Here is a 16923-nt window from a genome sequence, read left to right as displayed (position 1 = left end):
GCATTTTTAAATGTTTTATAATTAGTTATTCCTTAATTTAGTACTTTTAAAACCTCCTTGTTATGATAAAACATAAAATTTTACTTGCTTTTTTTTTCATATCACTTTTTATCTCTTGTGATTCTAATAACGAAATTGAAAATCAAGAACCTGTAAAAGATAGTAAAAACAAAATTGAATGTAAAGACGGTAAAGCAGGCATATACCCGTGTAATAACTACGATTTACTTTTAAACATTCCTTTAAGTACTTTTGATGCTACCGAAGGAAATGACTCTTGGGGATGGACAGACCCTACCACCAACAAAGAATACGCAATAATGGGGGTAGAAAACGGAACCGTTTTTGTTGATATTAGCGATACCGAAAAACCTATATATTTAGGTAAACTACCTACCGCAACCGTAAACAGCTCTTGGCACGACATAAAAGTTTATAAAGACCATGCCTTTATTGTAAGCGAAGCTGCTAATCATGGAATGCAAGTTTTTGATTTAACCAAATTAAGAAATGTTGCAAATCCTCCCGAAACTTTTACTGCCGATACTCATTTCACCGATTTTGGACGTGCTCACAACATTGTTATCAACAAAGAATCAGGGTACGCATATCCCGTAGGAACAAAATTAAACGGAACACCATTAAATAACGGAGGTCCTTTATTTATAAACATTCAAGACCCTAAAAATCCAGTAAGCGAAGGTGGTTGGGGTACCGACAATTACAGCCATGACGCACAAGTAATTAACTACAATGGACCAGACACAGACTACACCGGTAAAGAAATTTTAATAGGTAGTAATGAAAACGAAGTAGTAATTGTAGATATTAGCAATAAAGCAACCCCTACAACAATTGCTAAAATTACATATGCTAACGTTGGCTACACCCATCAAGGTTGGTTTACCGAAAACAAAAAATATTTTATTTTAGGTGATGAATTAGACGAACAAAATTTTGGTAACAAAACAAGAACCGTTATTTTTGATTTTACTGATTTAGACAACCCGAAAGAACACTTCATTTATACAGGCCCTACTGATGCAATAGATCATAACGGCTATATAAAAGACGACATTTTTTATTTAGCAAACTACACAGCAGGTGTACGTTTTATTGATATTTCAAGTATTGAAAGTAAAAACATTTCAGAAATAGGTTACTTCGATACTTATACAAATAACGATGGCGCTAATTTTAATGGTGTTTGGAACGTTTATCCATATTTTAATAGCGGTAAAATAGTAGTAAGCGATATTAACAAAGGCTTATTTATCCTTAAAAAACAATAAATGCTTAAAAAACTTTTAGCTACTTTAGTTTTAGTAACATTTTTTAATTGTAATAAAGATACAATAGAGTTTCCGGCATTAGCAAAAGTACCCGAAGTTAACTTTGTAAAAACTTTTGGAGGCACAAAAAATGAAAGCGGAAAAAGCATCCTTAAAACTTCTGATAATGGATACCTTGTTTTAGGATCTACACAAAGTATTGATGGAGATGTTACCACAACAAAAACAGCAATTCAATACGATTTTTGGTTGTTAAAATTTGACGCTAACGACCAATTACAATGGCAAAAAACATACGGAGGTTCAAAAGATGAAAAGGCACACAAAATTATTAAAACCAATGATAACGGATATGCAATTATCGGGCAAAGTAAAAGTAACGACGGCGATCTAAATTCTAATAACGGGTTTGAAGATGTTTGGATTTTAAAAACCGATATTACAGGAAACATTTTATGGAAAACAACTACAGGTTTTTCTGGAACGGATCAAGGTCTCTGTTTAATTCAAACAAGTGATAACGGATATTTTATTGGTAGTATTTTAGACGTAACCGCATCTGGAGGATTAGGGAATGCCCGCTCAGCAGCAAGACATGCTGGTGGTGATTATTGGGGAATTAAATTAGACACTAATGGAAATATCATTTGGCGAAAATATTTTGGAGGAACCAATACCGATACTTGCTACGGAGTAACAGAAACTACTGATGGTTATTTTATGGTTGGTTCATCTGATAGTAACGACGTAGATATTAACAACAACAAAGGAAGCTACGATTTTTGGATTGTAAAAATCAACAAAACAGGAACCTTACTTTGGGAAAAATCATTTGGTGGTGATGAAATTGACGAAGCAAGAGCAATTACACCAACCAACGATGGTAATTTTATAATTATTGGCGACACTCGTAGCACCAATAAAGATGTGACTCAAAATAATGGAGGGGCAGATCTTTGGGCTATCAAAATAGATATTGAAGGTAATTTACTTTGGCAAAAAAATTACGGTGGTAATAGTTTTGATGTTGGTCGTTCTATTCATAAAACCTTATATGGTGGCTTTCTAATCTCAGGAAGTTCAAGAAGTGCAGATAATGGATTTACAAACAAAGGGCAAAATGATGCTTTAATTCTTAAAATTGATGCTAACGGAAACTTACTTTGGCAAAAAACCGTGGGTGGCACCGAAATAGATTTTTGCTACGATGCCATTGAATTAACAAATGGCGAAATTATTGCCGTTGGCGAAAGTAGTAGCAACAATCAAGATATAACAACAAACAAAGGTTTTTCAGACCTACTAATTATCAAATTAAAATAAAAATGAAACAGTATATTGTATTTTTTTTAAGCGTATTTCTTTTTTCTTGTAGTTCAGACAACGATGAGTTAATTAAAGAAGTTAGTGTAAAAATCAATTTTACCCAAAATTGGGATGGTACTAAAATTGAAAAGTCAGACATCGGAAATACTGAATTTCTAAATAAAACAGGAAGTAAATTAACATTAAGTAGGTTGCGTTATTTAATTTCTCGCATTAGCCTTGTTGATGGTGCTGGAGACACCACAAAGTTTAACAATTACAAACTATTAGACATCAGTAAACCTGATAGTTTAACACATACGCTTTCTAAAAAAATATCTGAAGGTAGCTATAAATTATTATTTACTTTCGGGTTTAAAAATGAAGATAATATCAGTGGCATTCACCCTAAATTAAATTCAGCTGACTGGATCGTTCCTGATATGATGGGTGGCGGTTATCATTTTATGCAATTAGATGGTAAATTTAAAGATACCTTAGGAGCCGAAAAACCATATAACTTTCACACTATTAAAGCCTATGACAAAGAAAAAGATTCTATTATAGATACTTCAATACCAGTAATAACCCCTTTCATATTGCTAAAAAACGATGCAACTATTGAAATTAAAATGAATGTAGCTGGTTGGTTTAAATCTCCAAACGATTGGGACTTAAATAAAAAAAGCATCGATTTGATGATGGATTTTGAAGCACAAGAAACAATGTATGAAAATGGTAAAAGCGGGGTTTTTAGTTTAGGTAAAATCTCTCAATAAAACACAAATGATTAAAAAAAGTATATACCTGTTGTCGTTCTTTCTTTTAATGAGCTGTTCATCAACAGAAGAAAAAAATGACCTATATACTCCTGTACCAGTAACTTTAAAAATACCCGAATTATTTCAACAAAGAATAATTGCTCCCGTAATTCCAACAAACAACCCTTTAACAAAAGAAGGAATTACTTTAGGAAAAAAATTGTTTTTTGATAAAATCTTATCTAAAAACAATACCCAATCATGTGCAACGTGTCATAATCCTTCAAAAGCTTTTACCGATAACGCTCAATTTAGCAAAGGTGTTGACGGATTATTAGGTAGTCGCAACTCAATGCCTCTATTCAATTTAGCATGGAATTTTGACGAACGCTTTGCTTGGGATGGTAAAGAATTAAGTCTCGAACGACAAGCATTCGAACCTGTTCGAAATCCGATAGAAATGCATAGTGAATGGACAAATGTTGCTAAAAAAATACAAGACCATTCAGAATATCCAACACTATTTAAACAAGCTTTCGGAAATGTGAAAATCGATTCTATATTAATTACCAAAGCCTTAGCTCAATTCGAAAGAACTTTAATTTCAGGTAACTCAAAATTTGATAAATTCTTATTAGGTAAAGCGACTCTTACAGCAGAAGAACAAAACGGATTTAATGTTTTTATGGATGAAACTCGTGGTGATTGTTTTCACTGCCATGGTAGCGACAACAATCCACTATGGACAAACAATCAATTTCACAATAACGGTTTAGATGTTGTTTTTACTGATTTAGGTTTAGGCGCTTTTACAGGCGACCCTAACGATAACGGCAAATTTAAAACCCCATCAATCAGGAATTTAAAATTCACCGCACCCTACATGCACGATGGTCGTTTTGCAACTTTAGAAGAAGTTATCAATCATTATTCTACCGGATTAAAAAACTCTTCAACCATTGATCCTTTAATGAAAAAAGTAAATCAAGGCGGTGTACATCTTTCTGAAAAAGACAAAGCCGACTTAAAAGCCTTTTTATTTTCACTTACCGACAATGATTTTGTTACAAATTTAGATTTTCAAGAATAATCAAAAATTCTAATAAACCCATCAAAAAACACAATGATGAGTTATGTAATTAACTGAGACTTATATTGTATATTTGCAAACTATTTAGCGTTAATCCACTTAAAACAATGATAAAAGTTTCAGACACAGCAAAAAGGAAAGTTATCGAGTTAATGACTGATGACGGCTTTGATGCTACCACAGATTTCGTTCGTGTTGGTGTAAAAAGCGGAGGTTGTTCAGGATTATCATACGACTTAACCTTTGATAAAAACACCCGAGAAAACGATAAAATTTTTGAAGAAAACAATGTAAAAATTGTTGTTGACAAAAAAAGTTTTTTATACCTCGTAGGAACTACCTTAGAGTATTCAGGAGGTTTAAACGGAAAAGGATTTGTATTTAACAATCCAAACGCAAACCGTACATGCGGTTGCGGAGAATCTTTTAGTTTATAAAATTACAACTCAATTATGAGCAAGTATACCGAAGACGATTTAAGAGAAGAGTTAAAAACCAAAGAATATGAATATGGTTTTTATACTGATATAGAAAGTGAAACCTTTGCAAAAGGGTTAAATGAAGATGTAGTTCGTGCAATTTCTAAAAAGAAAAACGAACCAGAATGGATGACCGAGTGGCGTTTAGAAGCCTTTAGAGTTTGGGAAAAAATGGAAGAGCCTGAGTGGGCAAATGTTCACTATGAAAAACCAAAATTTCAAGACATTGCTTATTATTCGGCACCAAAAGAAAAACCAAAATTAAATAGTTTAGATGAAGTTGACCCTGAGTTATTAGATACTTTTAAGCGTTTAGGGATTTCTATAGACGAGCAAAAAAAATTAGCAAATGTAGCTGTTGATATAGTAATGGATTCTGTATCTGTTGCAACTACATTTAAAGAAACTTTAGCTGAAAAAGGAATTATTTTTATGCCTATTTCAGAAGCAATTCAAGAACATCCTGAATTGGTAAAAAAATATTTAGGAACCGTTGTACCAACAACTGATAACTTTTATGCAGCTTTAAATTCGGCAGTATTTTCTGATGGATCTTTCTGTTACATTCCAAAAGGCGTTCGTTGTCCGATGGAATTATCAACATACTTTAGAATTAACGAAGGTGGAACAGGGCAATTTGAAAGAACCTTAGTTGTTGCCGACGAAAGTAGTTATGTTTCTTATTTAGAAGGATGTACAGCACCAAGTAGAGATGAAAATCAATTACACGCGGCTGTTGTTGAACTAATAGCCATGGACGATGCTGAAATTAAATACTCAACAGTTCAAAACTGGTATCCTGGAAATGCTGAAGGAAAAGGTGGTGTTTATAACTTTGTAACCAAAAGAGGTTTATGCGAAACGAATGCTAAAATTTCTTGGACACAAGTTGAAACAGGTTCAGCAGTTACTTGGAAATACCCTTCATGTGTATTAAAAGGTGACAATTCGGTTGGTGAATTTTATTCAATCGCCGTAACAAACAATCATCAGCAAGCTGATACCGGAACTAAAATGATTCACTTGGGTAAAAATACCAAGTCAACTATTATATCAAAAGGGATATCAGCCGGAAAATCACAAAACTCTTATAGAGGATTAGTTCAGATAAATTCAAGAGCAGAAAATGCCCGTAATTTCTCGCAATGTGATTCTTTATTAATGGGTAATGAATGTGGCGCACACACATTTCCGTACATCGAAACAAAAAATAAATCGGCACAAATAGAACACGAAGCAACAACAAGTAAAATTGGTGAAGATCAATTATTTTACTGTAACCAACGTGGTATTGATACCGAAAAAGCCATTGCTTTAATTGTAAACGGATTTAGTAAAGAAGTACTAAATAAATTACCAATGGAATTTGCTGTTGAAGCTCAAAAATTATTAGAAATTAGTTTAGAAGGTTCAGTAGGATAATTAATAAAGATACGAAATGAAAAAAATAATATTTATAGCTCTTTCTATCCTTATTATTGGTTGTAAAAAAACCGAAAAGAAAGAAGTACCTAACAAAGTTAAAAAGCCCCAAGTAAAATTATTTCAATTAGTTGGTGGATCAATTTTAGTAAATAAGTTAGAGGTTTTTTCGCAAGATACAACGTACACCGGTCAAACAAAACAGTTTACCGATGCCTATTATGTAATATCGCACCCAAAAGGGAACTTAATGTGGGATGCTGGTTTACCTGAAAACTTGGTATTACCTGAAGCGGTTACTCCTGGCGACGGAACCTTTACTGTACAAAGACCCGATTCTTTAGCAAATCAATTAAAATCGATTGGTTTTAAAATTGAAGATTTCAAGTATTTTGCAATGTCTCACTCGCATTTTGATCATACTGGGCATGCAAACTATATGAAAGACGCTACTTGGTTGATACAAGAAAACGAATACAATTCGGTTGCAGGAGATTCTTTAGCTAAAAAAAATCCTGCGATAGCAGCCTTAAAAAATGTACAAAAATTAAACGGTGATTATGATGTTTTTGGTGACGGTACTGTTGTTATAAAATACATGCCAGGTCATACTATTGGTCATCAAGTATTATATATTGAAGCTTCTGGAGTTGAAAAACCAATTTTATTAACAGGAGATTTATATCATTTTGAAGAAAACAGAGCCAACAAAAGGGTTCCTTCATTCAACTATAATGTTGAACAAACTTTAGCAAGCATGCAAAAATTTGAAGCTTTTGCTAAAGAAAAAAATGCTGAGGTGATCATTCAACATTCACCAATAGCTTTCAAAAAATTACAAAATCTATTAAAAAAGTAACCAGTAATGTTAAAAATAGAAAACTTACACGCTAATATAGAAGATAAGTCAATTTTAAAAGGATTGAATTTAGAAGTTAAAGCAGGAGAAATTCATGCAATAATGGGTCCTAACGGAGCTGGTAAAAGTACAATGGCTTCTGTTATTGCAGGAAAAGAAGAATACGAAGTTACAAACGGAACTATCGAATTAAATGGGGAAGATATTAGCGAATTGGCGCCAGAAGAGAGAGCCCATAACGGTGTGTTTTTATCATTTCAATATCCGGTTGAAATTCCTGGAGTTACGGTAACTAACTTTATTAAAACAGCAATTAACGAATCGCGCAAAGCACAAGGTTTAGAAGAAATGCCTGCTAAAGATATGCTTAAAATGATTCGTGAAAAATCTGAATTATTAGAAATAGATCGTAAATTTTTATCACGTTCTTTAAACGAAGGGTTTTCTGGAGGAGAAAAGAAACGTAATGAAATTTTTCAAATGGCAATGTTAGAGCCTAAGTTAGCAATTTTAGATGAAACCGATTCTGGTTTAGATATTGATGCTTTACGCATTGTTGCTAACGGTGTAAATAAATTAAAATCTAAAGATAACGCAGTAATTGTAATTACGCACTACCAACGTTTATTAGATTATATTGTTCCTGATTTTGTACACGTTTTACACGATGGTAAAATTGTAAAAACAGGAGATGCTTCATTAGCGTTAGAGTTAGAGGCAAAAGGATATGATTGGATTAAAAACGAATTAGTTTAGTTATAAAGTTTAAAAAGTAAAACTTTAAAAACTTACAACTTTAAAACTAAAACAAATGGAATTAAAAGATAAACTAGCTGCATCATACGTAGCTTTTGAAAATGGTGTAGATGTAAACTCTGATATACATGATATTAGAACCAAAGCGCTACAAAATTTTGAAGAATTAGGATTTCCTACTAAGAAATTAGAAGCATGGAAATACACCTCTTTAAAATCAGTATTAAAACAAGATTACAGTATTTTTCCTAGCTCGGAAAATGCTATCGAGTTAGCAGATGTAAAAAAATATTTTATCCATGATATAGATACCTATAAAATTGTATTTATTGATGGAAAATACAGCTCTTTTTTATCAGAAACTACACATGATACGATTGATGTTTGTTTAATGTCATCAGCATTAACAAAACCGAAATACAAGGCGGTTATTGAAAACTATTTCAATAAAATAGCCGAGCAAGATAATTTAACTTCATTAAATACTGCTTTTGCAAATGAAGGTGCCTACATTAACATTCCTAAAAATGTAGAGGTACAAAAACCAATACAAATTATTTATTTTACAACAGGTACTGAACAAGCTACCATGACACAACCTCGTAACTTAATTGTTGCCGAGCAAAATGCACATGTACAAATTATCGAACGTCATCAAAGCTTAACTTCTAATCCAGTTTTAACAAACGCGGTAACTGAAGTATATGCTGCAAAAGATGCAACAGTAGATATTTATAAAATTCAGAATGATGATAAAAATGCCTCTTTGGTAGATAACTCTTACATAGAGCAAAAATCAAACAGTATTGTTTCTGTACATACTTTTTCTTTCGGAGGGAATATTACACGTAACAACTTAAACTTTTATCAAAGAGGAGAACATATCGATTCTATCTTAAAAGGAATTACAATTACTGAAGGAAAACAACACGTAGATCATCATACTTTAGTACATCATATTGAACCTAACTGTGAGTCTCATCAAGATTATAAAGGAATTTATGATGAGCGTTCTACTGCTGTTTTTAATGGTAAGGTTATTGTTGAAAAAGAGGCGCAGAAAACAAATGCTTATCAGCAAAACAACAATGTTTTAGTAAGTGATAAAGCTACAATTAATGCAAAACCACAATTAGAGATTTTTGCAGACGATGTAAAATGTTCGCACGGTTGCACTATTGGTCAATTAGATGAAGATGCGTTATTTTACATGCAACAACGAGGTATCCCTCAAAAAGAAGCAAAAGCTTTATTAATGTATGCCTTTGCAAATACTGTTTTAGAAAGCGTAAAAATACCAGAAGTTAAAAAACTAATTAATAAATTAATTGCCAATAAACTAGGCGTTAATATCGGATTTGACTTATAATATCTGTTTTTATTAAATCTTTAAAAATAAAGCTCATTCTATATAGAATGAGCTTTATTTTTTTAAAAAAAACTTAAGTTTTGTAATGATTTAAAAACTGCTTCGTCAAAACTAGTGAAATAATTAAAATTTAAAACTAGAAAAAGATGCGAAAAACAATTACTCTATTCTGCTTATTATTTATTAGCATTCAATCGCAATCACAAACCGATGTTTTTAATGCACTCCTAAAAACGTATGTAACAAAACAAGGAAATGTAGATTATAAAGGATTACGAAAAAATCGTGCTTTATTAGATTTATATTTAAATCATTTAGAAAAAACAGTTCCTGGTAAAAATTGGTCAGCATCAAAAGCTAAAGCTTTTTGGATTAACGCTTATAATGCTTATACGATTAAACTAATATTAGATAGTTTCCCTTTAAAAAAGATTACTGATATTAAACGTAAAGGTAGAAATGCATGGAAAATACCTTTTGCAGTCATTGGTAAAAAAACATATTCGTTAGACTATATTGAACATAAAATATTACGTCGTTGGCATGACGACCCAAGAATTCATGTTGCTATAAACGCAGCCTCAAAATCAGGACCGTGCTTTGCAAACTTTGCTTTCACTTCTAAAAACATCAATAGCTCTTTAGAATTATTAATGAAAAAATTTATTAACGACCCTAGTAAAAACAAAATAACATTAAATAAAATTGAGGTATCAAAGATGTTTGAATGGTATCAAGAAGATTTTACAATTAAAACTTCGTTGGTTGATTATATTAACAAGTACTCAATGGTTAAAGTAAATGATAATGCTGCAGTATCATATTTAGAATATGACTGGAATTTAAACGGATTATAAAGCTCCTCTATCTATAATCCTTATATTATTAACGTAAAAACAAATACTTGTTTTTACGTTTTTTCATATAATATTTAAATTTCTAAAGACATTAATACCATTCGCAACTCCATATAACTATAATCTTTTGCTACTTTTTCTTTTAAATCTGTCAAGCTTTTAAACTCAATATTTTCAACAGCTTTTACTATTTTGTTATATCTTTTTAATGGAATAATTTCAAGAACATCAATATCTCCTTCAGGAATAAAACTCGCTAAATGACTTTCAATCGTATTAATTGTTAAGCCTCTTTTACTGGCTATTTCTTTGGCTGAAAATCCTTCTTTAAATAAATTAAAGGTTATTTGCCGTGTTGGTATTTTATCTTCTTTAACTACTTTTTTTGTGTCGTTAATTCCTTGTTTTTTAATATAATTACTTATAGTATCTAAAATTCTACCACCATATTTTTGTACTCTAATTTTCCCCATCCCTTCAACTTTTAATAATTGTTGTGCCGTTTTTGGAACTGCATCACAAATAGCATAGAGTGTTTTTTGGGTAAAAATTTGAAAATGAGGAATTTTTTCTTTTTTATGAATTTCATCTCTCAATTCACGTAAACTAATTGCTAAAACAGGATCTCTAGATGAATTTATTTTCTTTTTACTTGGCTTCACTACATTCTGTAAAACAGCATCAGCTCTAACTTTTAAGTAATCTTTAACCTCAAATCCATTTTTCATTTTTAGAAAGCAAAATAATTTTATGGTTACTAAATCTTGTAACGCATAAATTTGCTTCTCTAAATCTTTTTGTAGTGCTTTGTTATCTGTTGAAAATGAAACGCCACTTAATGGTTTTTTAATAAACTCTTCTGTTTGTTTTGTAAAGTAGTCAATTGCTTTTAAAAAACGATCGTTTATAGCCTCATTATCTTCAACCAAATCAGCATTTTCTGAAAGTTGTAGCAATTGTATTTTAAAACTATTTGCTACTCTTAATAATGGTATTATTCCGTTATCCTTTATCATTTCTAAATGGTTAATCATAATACCATTTAAGCTTGTTTTATTTTTGTAATATAAGTCGATTGCCCTTGTTGTTGGGTATAAAAAAGAGTTAAAATCAAATAATTCGGCTATTAAATTAAGTTGGTATTTTTTTTCTGAAAAACTTAAAACATTTTCATCTGGTTCGTTTTCACTTACATTTTTAGTAAATGAATCTATCGTCCTATCATTAATAATCGAACTACTACTAATTTGTGTTTTTAAAACAATCCCTTCTAAACTTGTGCACCTACTTAAGGCAACATAAGTCTGTCCGTGCGCAAAAGAAGCTTCGGCATCAATTATAGCTTTTTCAAAAGTTAAACCTTGACTTTTATGAATGGTAATTGCCCATGCCAATCGTAATGGAATTTGTGAAAAAGAACCTGTAATATCTTCTTTTATTTCTTTAGTTTCTTCATTAATAGAATAATTTATGTTTTCCCAAGTTTCTTTTGTTGTTTCAATTTCATCATCATCATTCGGGCATTTAACATAAATAGTATCCTCATCGATTAAGGTGATTTTTCCTATTTTACCATTAAAATATCGTTTTTCAGGAGAACTGTCGTTTTTAATAAACATTACTTGTGCTCCTTCTTTTAATTCTAATTTTTCATTATTCGGATATGCGTTTTCATTGAATTTACCCGAAACATCAGCCTTAAAAAAAACACTTTTTTTCTTTAATTTTTTTAATTCAGAAGTATTAATAGTGTCGGCTCTTTTATTATGAGTTGTTAAGGTAATATAGCCTTCGTTTTTTTTAGGTTCGAAAGTTGGATTGTATCTTTTATTTAAAATTGAAGCTGACTTTTCTGATAAAGAATCATTTCTAATTTCATTTAAAATAGTTATAAATTCTTCGTTATCTTGCCTATAAATTTTCTTCAATTCAATACTTAACGTATTAGATTCTTGAAATGCTTTACTACTAAAAAAATAAACCGAATTATAGTGTTGTTGTAGTAAACTCCATTCGTTTGGTTTTACAACGGGCGATAATTGTTGTAAATCACCAATCATTAAAACTTGTGCGCCTCCAAAAACTTTGTTTCGGTTTTTATATTTTCGTAAAACTTGATCAATACCGTCTAACAAGTCGGCTCTAACCATACTAATTTCATCAATAATCACTAAATCTAACGATCTAATAATGTCAATTTTAGTTTTATTAAATTTACGTTGTTGATTAGAATTATTGGTTAATTGATTGGGTAAAATTGGGCCAAATGGCATTTGAAAAAAAGAATGAATAGTAACTCCTTTTGCATTAATTGCTGCTACACCTGTTGGTGCAACAATAACTAATCTTTTTAAGGATTCATTTTTTATTTTATGTAAGAAAGTAGTTTTTCCTGTACCTGCCTTTCCCGTAATAAAAAGGTTTCTATCTGTTTTTTCTATAAACTGAATGGCAAGGTCTAATTCTCTATTTTCTATCATCACAAAAGGTTACTACAATTTTTTACTAATAAATGTAAAAGTACTTTTTTTAGCATAACATGTTGCTAAAATTAAGAGTGATCGATATGATTTTTAAACAATAGAAATAATTATTTTATTCTCCTACCTTTTTTATATTTACGTATTATCTTTTTCCCTTCTTTATCAGTACATAGTTCTTCTCCATCTTTTTTTCCCTTTTTATATTCACAACTATGAATTAATAGCTCACCGCTCTCACTATAACCAAGTTCAATTCCGTGCTTCTTTTTTCCTGAATATTGACAACTATAAATTAATTTACCTTTCTTAAATTGCTCTACAAGAATTTTCACTCCATCATTATTATAAGTTATAATTCTAAAAACTTCACTCTCTAAATTATATAAATTTTCTTTTGAAATAACATATGGTTTAGTTGAATTGTAAATTATTTCATTAGAAACTCTTTTCTTTTTCCCATTAAAATACATTCTACTTAATAGAATAACTCCATTTTTAAATTCTTCTTCATAAACAAGATCCCCATTTTTTCGTTTATGGTTAGAAATCCCGTTAAAAAGACTATCATTAACCACTTTATAAACAAGGTTTCCGTCAATATAAGTATCTTTCATTCTGACAATTTCTTGTCCAATCAATTGATTCGAAAAAAAAAGTATTATTAAAGTTAAGGAATTTTTCATTATATATTAACTTTTAATAAAATTCAATGCGACGAAGTTAACTAAAAGTAACTTTGTAAAATACCCACTATACAAAACGCATAGGGGTATTGTTTATAAAAAATCCTTTTAACAGAAACCTATTTCTGGATCTTAAACACTTTCATCAAAATGGTTTCTAACAAACACCATTTTGTAAATGCTGACTGAATTAAATTCAAGCCAATAAACACAGTAAACCACATCCAATTAGGATTTACATAAACCGTTAATATTACACTTAGTAAAACAAAAGAACCAACGATAATTCTAAAATATTTATTTAACATCTTATTTAGTTTTTAATTTATAATCAACACTATTTATAATTTTTCTTTTCAATCATATAATACACCAATGGCACAACCAATAATGTTAATACCGTTGACACAATAGTTCCGCCCATTAACGAAATTGCTAAACCTTGAAAAATCGGATCAAATAATATTACAAAAGCACCAATTACAACAGTACCAGCAGTTAATAAAATAGGCGTTGTACGTACTGCACCTGCTTCAATTGCCGCTTGTTTTAACGGAATTCCTTCAGCTAATCGTAAATTGATAAAGTCTATTAATAAAACGGAATTCCGCACCATAATTCCTGCTAAAGCAATCATACCGATAAATGAAGTTGCTGTAAAAAATGCGCCCATCATCCAATGCCCTAAAATAATTCCTATTAACGATAACGGTATTGCTACCATCATTACAATTGGTGCTTTAAAATTTTGAAACCAACCAACAATTAAAATATAAATCAAGATAATTGCTCCTAAAAAAGCGATTCCTAAATCTCTAAAAACCTCTAGTGTAATTTGCCATTCACCATCCCATTTTACGGTATAATCATCCTCAAAATCTGGTTGCCCTAAATACATTTCGTTCAATTTATAACCTTCAGGAAGTTTAATTTCTTTCAACTTCGCTTCCATTCCTAAAATTGCATAGGCTGGACTCTCTAATTCACCTGCCATATCAGCCATTACATACACAACTCGCTTTTGATTTTTACGAAAAATACTTTTTGCATTTACAGTTTCAGTAATATCTACTAAATCTCCAATAGAAATCATGTTACCCTGTTTCGATTTTATTTTTAATTGTGAAATATCAGAAATGGTCGATTTTTCTTTTTCATCCAAGCTCAAAATCAACCCAACCTGACTTACAGCATTTTCATCATACAAACTCGTAATTGGGCTGTTAGCCAATGCCATATTCATGGTATATGCTATTTGTTGTGGTGCAACTCCATACAACATTGCTTTTTCTTTGTTTATTTCAAATTGATATTCAGTTTGATCATCTTCAACCATCCAATCAATATCCACAACATCTGCTGTGTTTTTTAAAATATTCTGAACGCTATTCGCTATTTTAATTTGCTCTTTATAATCAGGTCCATAAACCTCAGCAACAATTGTTGATAAAACCGGTGGTCCTGGTGGTACCTCAACCAATTTTACATTTGCATTGTATTTTGCTGCAATTTTTTGCATTTCAGGACGTAGTAATTTTGCAATACCATGACTTTGAATCGTTCGTTTTCCTTTATCAACCAAATTTACTTGAATATCAGCCATGTTAGATCCACCACGCAAATCGTAATGACGAACCAATCCGTTAAAAGTTATCGGAGCAGAAGTACCAATATAATTTTGATAATTCACCACTTCTGGTCTTGTTGCCAAATACTGAGCAATTTCTTGTGTAACAACCGCTGTACGTTCTAAAGTTGTACCCTCTGGCATATCAATTACTACTTGAAACTCGTTTTTATTATCAAAAGGTAACATTTTAACTGCAACCGAATTTGTAAAAAACAATAACATTGTTACCATTAACACAACAAATGTTCCTCCTAAAAACAACCACCTTTTTATTTTATTCTCTAATAAAGGCCTTTCAAACTTATTGTAAATTCTGTAAATAAATGTTTCTTCTAATGGTTTCTCAACCTTTTCTACACTACTCTTTTTATCTTTTTCACGTAAAAAAATGTATCCTAAATAAGGTGTAATCGTTAAAGCAACAAATAATGACAAAATCATTGCTATCGAGGCTCCAATAGGCATTGGCGCCATGTAAGGCCCCATTAAACCAGATACAAAAGCCATTGGTAAAACAGAAGCAATTACTGTAAATGTTGCTAAAATTGTTGGGTTCCCAACTTCATTTATCGCATATAAAGCTGCTTGTTTAAAAGGCAAACGTTTCATTTTAAAATGTCGGTGCATGTTTTCGGCTATAATAATGGAATCATCTACCACAATACCTGTTACAAAAACCAAGGCGAAAAGCGTAATTCGGTTTAACGTATAATCTAACATGTAGTAACTTAACAATGTTAAAGCAAACGTAATTGGCACTGATAAAAACACAACCAATCCACCACGCCAGCCCATTGCCAACATAACGACTAAAGTAACCGCTATGATTGACTCAATAAGGTGCAATAATAATTCAGATACTTTGTGTGATGCAGTTTCTCCGTAGTTTCTAGTAACTTCTACATGTACATCGTCAGGAATTAAAGTAGTACGTAAACGTGTTACTTTTGCTAAAATCGATTCTGCAATTTTCATTGCATCTGCCCCTTTTCTTTTCGCTACAGATAAAGTAACTGCAGGATATTCCGATTCGTAATCGGATGATTTTACACTTCCTTTTCCAAAACCTAAAGACACATAATTTTGAGGTATTTCAGGGCCATCAACAATTGTAGCGATTTGTTTTAAATAAATTGGTTGATTTTGCTGCACACCAACCACTAAATTTTCAACATCAGTAACAGAAGTTAAAAACTTACCTGTATTTACTAAAAACTCCGTATCGTTTTTATCAAAACTTCCCGATCTTAACTGGGTGTTGTTGGCTTTTATCATTTCTGAAACTGATAAGAAATCTAATCCGCTTGCAGCCAATTTATCCTTGTCTAAAACTACTCTTAACTGACGATTTCTTCCTCCAATTTTATGCGTAATAGAAACATCATTTATCTTTTTAATTTCCGACTCTAGTTCTTGCGCCATTTGATTTAACTGAAAATCATCATAATGCTCGCTCCACAAAGTTAACCCCAACATTGGTACATCATCAATCGCACGTGTTTTCACTAATGGAAACGTAACACCTTTTGGCATTTGATCCATATGTTTATTAATTTCATTGTACAATTTTACAAACGAACGCTCAATATCTTCACCCACATAAAACTGCACAATAACCATTGCCTTTTCGTTCATCGATGTAGAATACACGTACTCAACACCTTTAATATTAGAAATTAATTTTTCTAAAGGCTTTACAACTCTAGACTCAACTTCTGTAGGGCTCGCTCCTGGATATCCAACAAAAATATCCGCCATTGGCACATCAATCTGTGGCTCTTCTTCTCTTGGTATTAAAAACGAACTGTACACTCCAATAACCATAAAAACGATCATTAAAAGCACCGTAAGCTTAGACCCAATAAAGACTTTTGCAATTTTCCCTGCTAAACCTTCTTTCATTTTTTTATATTTTTTTGGGCGTTTTAACAGGCTAT

14 protein-coding genes are annotated in these 16923 nt (G+C 31.4%); 10 read left to right on the top strand and 4 right to left on the bottom strand.

Going from position 1 to position 16923, the window contains the following annotated elements:
• Window positions 1-62: 62 nt before the first annotated feature.
• The 10 genes from BA195_RS03830 (at window position 63) to BA195_RS03785 (ending at window position 10190) form a co-directional block, all read left to right on the top strand.
• On the top strand, window positions 63-1292 hold the full coding sequence (locus BA195_RS03830) for a choice-of-anchor B family protein (RefSeq protein ID WP_068702611.1): 1230 nt from the start codon (window positions 63-65) through the stop codon (window positions 1290-1292).
• The gene (locus BA195_RS03825; RefSeq protein ID WP_068702609.1) at window positions 1293-2615 is read left to right on the top strand and encodes a hypothetical protein; all 1323 of its coding nucleotides are present in this window, start codon (window positions 1293-1295) and stop codon (window positions 2613-2615) included.
• Window positions 2616-2617: 2 nt separating this feature from the next.
• Complete coding sequence (locus tag BA195_RS03820) at window positions 2618-3376, top strand: MbnP family protein (RefSeq protein WP_068702607.1); 759 nt, start codon at window positions 2618-2620, stop codon at window positions 3374-3376.
• A gap of 7 nt (window positions 3377-3383) precedes the next feature.
• Window positions 3384-4448 carry a cytochrome-c peroxidase gene (locus BA195_RS03815; RefSeq protein ID WP_245662312.1) on the top strand — a complete coding sequence of 355 codons (1065 nt, stop codon included), beginning with the start codon at window positions 3384-3386 and terminating at the stop codon, window positions 4446-4448.
• 107 nt (window positions 4449-4555) lie between these two features.
• Window positions 4556-4885, top strand: coding sequence for a HesB/IscA family protein (locus BA195_RS03810; RefSeq protein WP_068702603.1), 330 nt, complete (start codon window positions 4556-4558; stop codon window positions 4883-4885).
• Window positions 4886-4900: 15 nt separating this feature from the next.
• On the top strand, window positions 4901-6349 hold the full coding sequence (sufB, locus tag BA195_RS03805; RefSeq protein WP_068702602.1) for a Fe-S cluster assembly protein SufB: 1449 nt from the start codon (window positions 4901-4903) through the stop codon (window positions 6347-6349).
• A 16-nt stretch (window positions 6350-6365) separates the two neighbouring features.
• Complete coding sequence (locus tag BA195_RS03800) at window positions 6366-7208, top strand: N-acyl homoserine lactonase family protein (protein ID WP_068702600.1); 843 nt, start codon at window positions 6366-6368, stop codon at window positions 7206-7208.
• A 6-nt stretch (window positions 7209-7214) separates the two neighbouring features.
• Window positions 7215-7964 (top strand): Fe-S cluster assembly ATPase SufC, encoded by a 750-nt coding sequence (sufC, locus tag BA195_RS03795; protein ID WP_068702598.1) that lies wholly within the window; start codon window positions 7215-7217, stop codon window positions 7962-7964.
• 55 nt (window positions 7965-8019) lie between these two features.
• Complete coding sequence (gene sufD / locus BA195_RS03790) at window positions 8020-9333, top strand: Fe-S cluster assembly protein SufD (protein WP_068702596.1); 1314 nt, start codon at window positions 8020-8022, stop codon at window positions 9331-9333.
• Between the two features lie 146 nt (window positions 9334-9479).
• The gene (locus tag BA195_RS03785) at window positions 9480-10190 is read left to right on the top strand and encodes a DUF547 domain-containing protein (RefSeq protein ID WP_068702594.1); all 711 of its coding nucleotides are present in this window, start codon (window positions 9480-9482) and stop codon (window positions 10188-10190) included.
• 74 nt (window positions 10191-10264) lie between these two features.
• On the opposite strand, the gene BA195_RS03780 is transcribed toward BA195_RS03785, so the two are convergent.
• From BA195_RS03780 to BA195_RS03765, 4 genes are all read right to left on the bottom strand, one after another.
• Window positions 10265-12670 (bottom strand): helix-turn-helix domain-containing protein, encoded by a 2406-nt coding sequence (locus BA195_RS03780; protein WP_068702584.1) that lies wholly within the window; start codon window positions 12668-12670, stop codon window positions 10265-10267.
• Between the two features lie 110 nt (window positions 12671-12780).
• Entirely contained in the window at window positions 12781-13287 is a 507-nt protein-coding gene (locus BA195_RS03775; RefSeq protein ID WP_176714949.1) for a toxin-antitoxin system YwqK family antitoxin, read from the bottom strand.
• 188 nt (window positions 13288-13475) lie between these two features.
• Window positions 13476-13664, bottom strand: coding sequence for a YgaP family membrane protein (locus tag BA195_RS03770; RefSeq protein WP_068702580.1), 189 nt, complete (start codon window positions 13662-13664; stop codon window positions 13476-13478).
• 29 nt (window positions 13665-13693) lie between these two features.
• A complete protein-coding gene (locus BA195_RS03765) occupies window positions 13694-16888 on the bottom strand; it encodes an efflux RND transporter permease subunit (protein ID WP_068703917.1) in 3195 nt (1064 codons plus the stop codon).
• Between the last annotated feature and the right edge of the window lie 35 nt (window positions 16889-16923).

Origin of the sequence: Tenacibaculum soleae (assembly GCF_001693415.1) — a bacterium.
Lineage (GTDB): Bacteria > Bacteroidota > Bacteroidia > Flavobacteriales > Flavobacteriaceae > Polaribacter > Polaribacter soleae.
This window is presented reverse-complemented; position numbering and strand designations above follow the sequence as displayed.

Coding starts and splice junctions, on each gene's coding strand:
- BA195_RS03770 (WP_068702580.1), bottom strand. CDS start 13,664: ATGTTAAATAAATATTTTAGAATTATCGTTGGTTCTTTTGTTTTACTA.
- BA195_RS03775 (WP_176714949.1), bottom strand. CDS start 13,287: ATGAAAGATACTTATATTGACGGAAACCTTGTTTATAAAGTGGTTAAT.
- sufC (WP_068702598.1), top strand. CDS start 7,215: ATGTTAAAAATAGAAAACTTACACGCTAATATAGAAGATAAGTCAATT.
- BA195_RS03820 (WP_068702607.1), top strand. CDS start 2,618: ATGAAACAGTATATTGTATTTTTTTTAAGCGTATTTCTTTTTTCTTGT.
- BA195_RS03815 (WP_245662312.1), top strand. CDS start 3,384: ATGATTAAAAAAAGTATATACCTGTTGTCGTTCTTTCTTTTAATGAGC.
- BA195_RS03780 (WP_068702584.1), bottom strand. CDS start 12,670: ATGATAGAAAATAGAGAATTAGACCTTGCCATTCAGTTTATAGAAAAA.
- BA195_RS03825 (WP_068702609.1), top strand. CDS start 1,293: ATGCTTAAAAAACTTTTAGCTACTTTAGTTTTAGTAACATTTTTTAAT.
- sufB (WP_068702602.1), top strand. CDS start 4,901: ATGAGCAAGTATACCGAAGACGATTTAAGAGAAGAGTTAAAAACCAAA.
- BA195_RS03800 (WP_068702600.1), top strand. CDS start 6,366: ATGAAAAAAATAATATTTATAGCTCTTTCTATCCTTATTATTGGTTGT.
- BA195_RS03830 (WP_068702611.1), top strand. CDS start 63: ATGATAAAACATAAAATTTTACTTGCTTTTTTTTTCATATCACTTTTT.
- sufD (WP_068702596.1), top strand. CDS start 8,020: ATGGAATTAAAAGATAAACTAGCTGCATCATACGTAGCTTTTGAAAAT.
- BA195_RS03785 (WP_068702594.1), top strand. CDS start 9,480: ATGCGAAAAACAATTACTCTATTCTGCTTATTATTTATTAGCATTCAA.
- BA195_RS03810 (WP_068702603.1), top strand. CDS start 4,556: ATGATAAAAGTTTCAGACACAGCAAAAAGGAAAGTTATCGAGTTAATG.
- BA195_RS03765 (WP_068703917.1), bottom strand. CDS start 16,888: ATGAAAGAAGGTTTAGCAGGGAAAATTGCAAAAGTCTTTATTGGGTCT.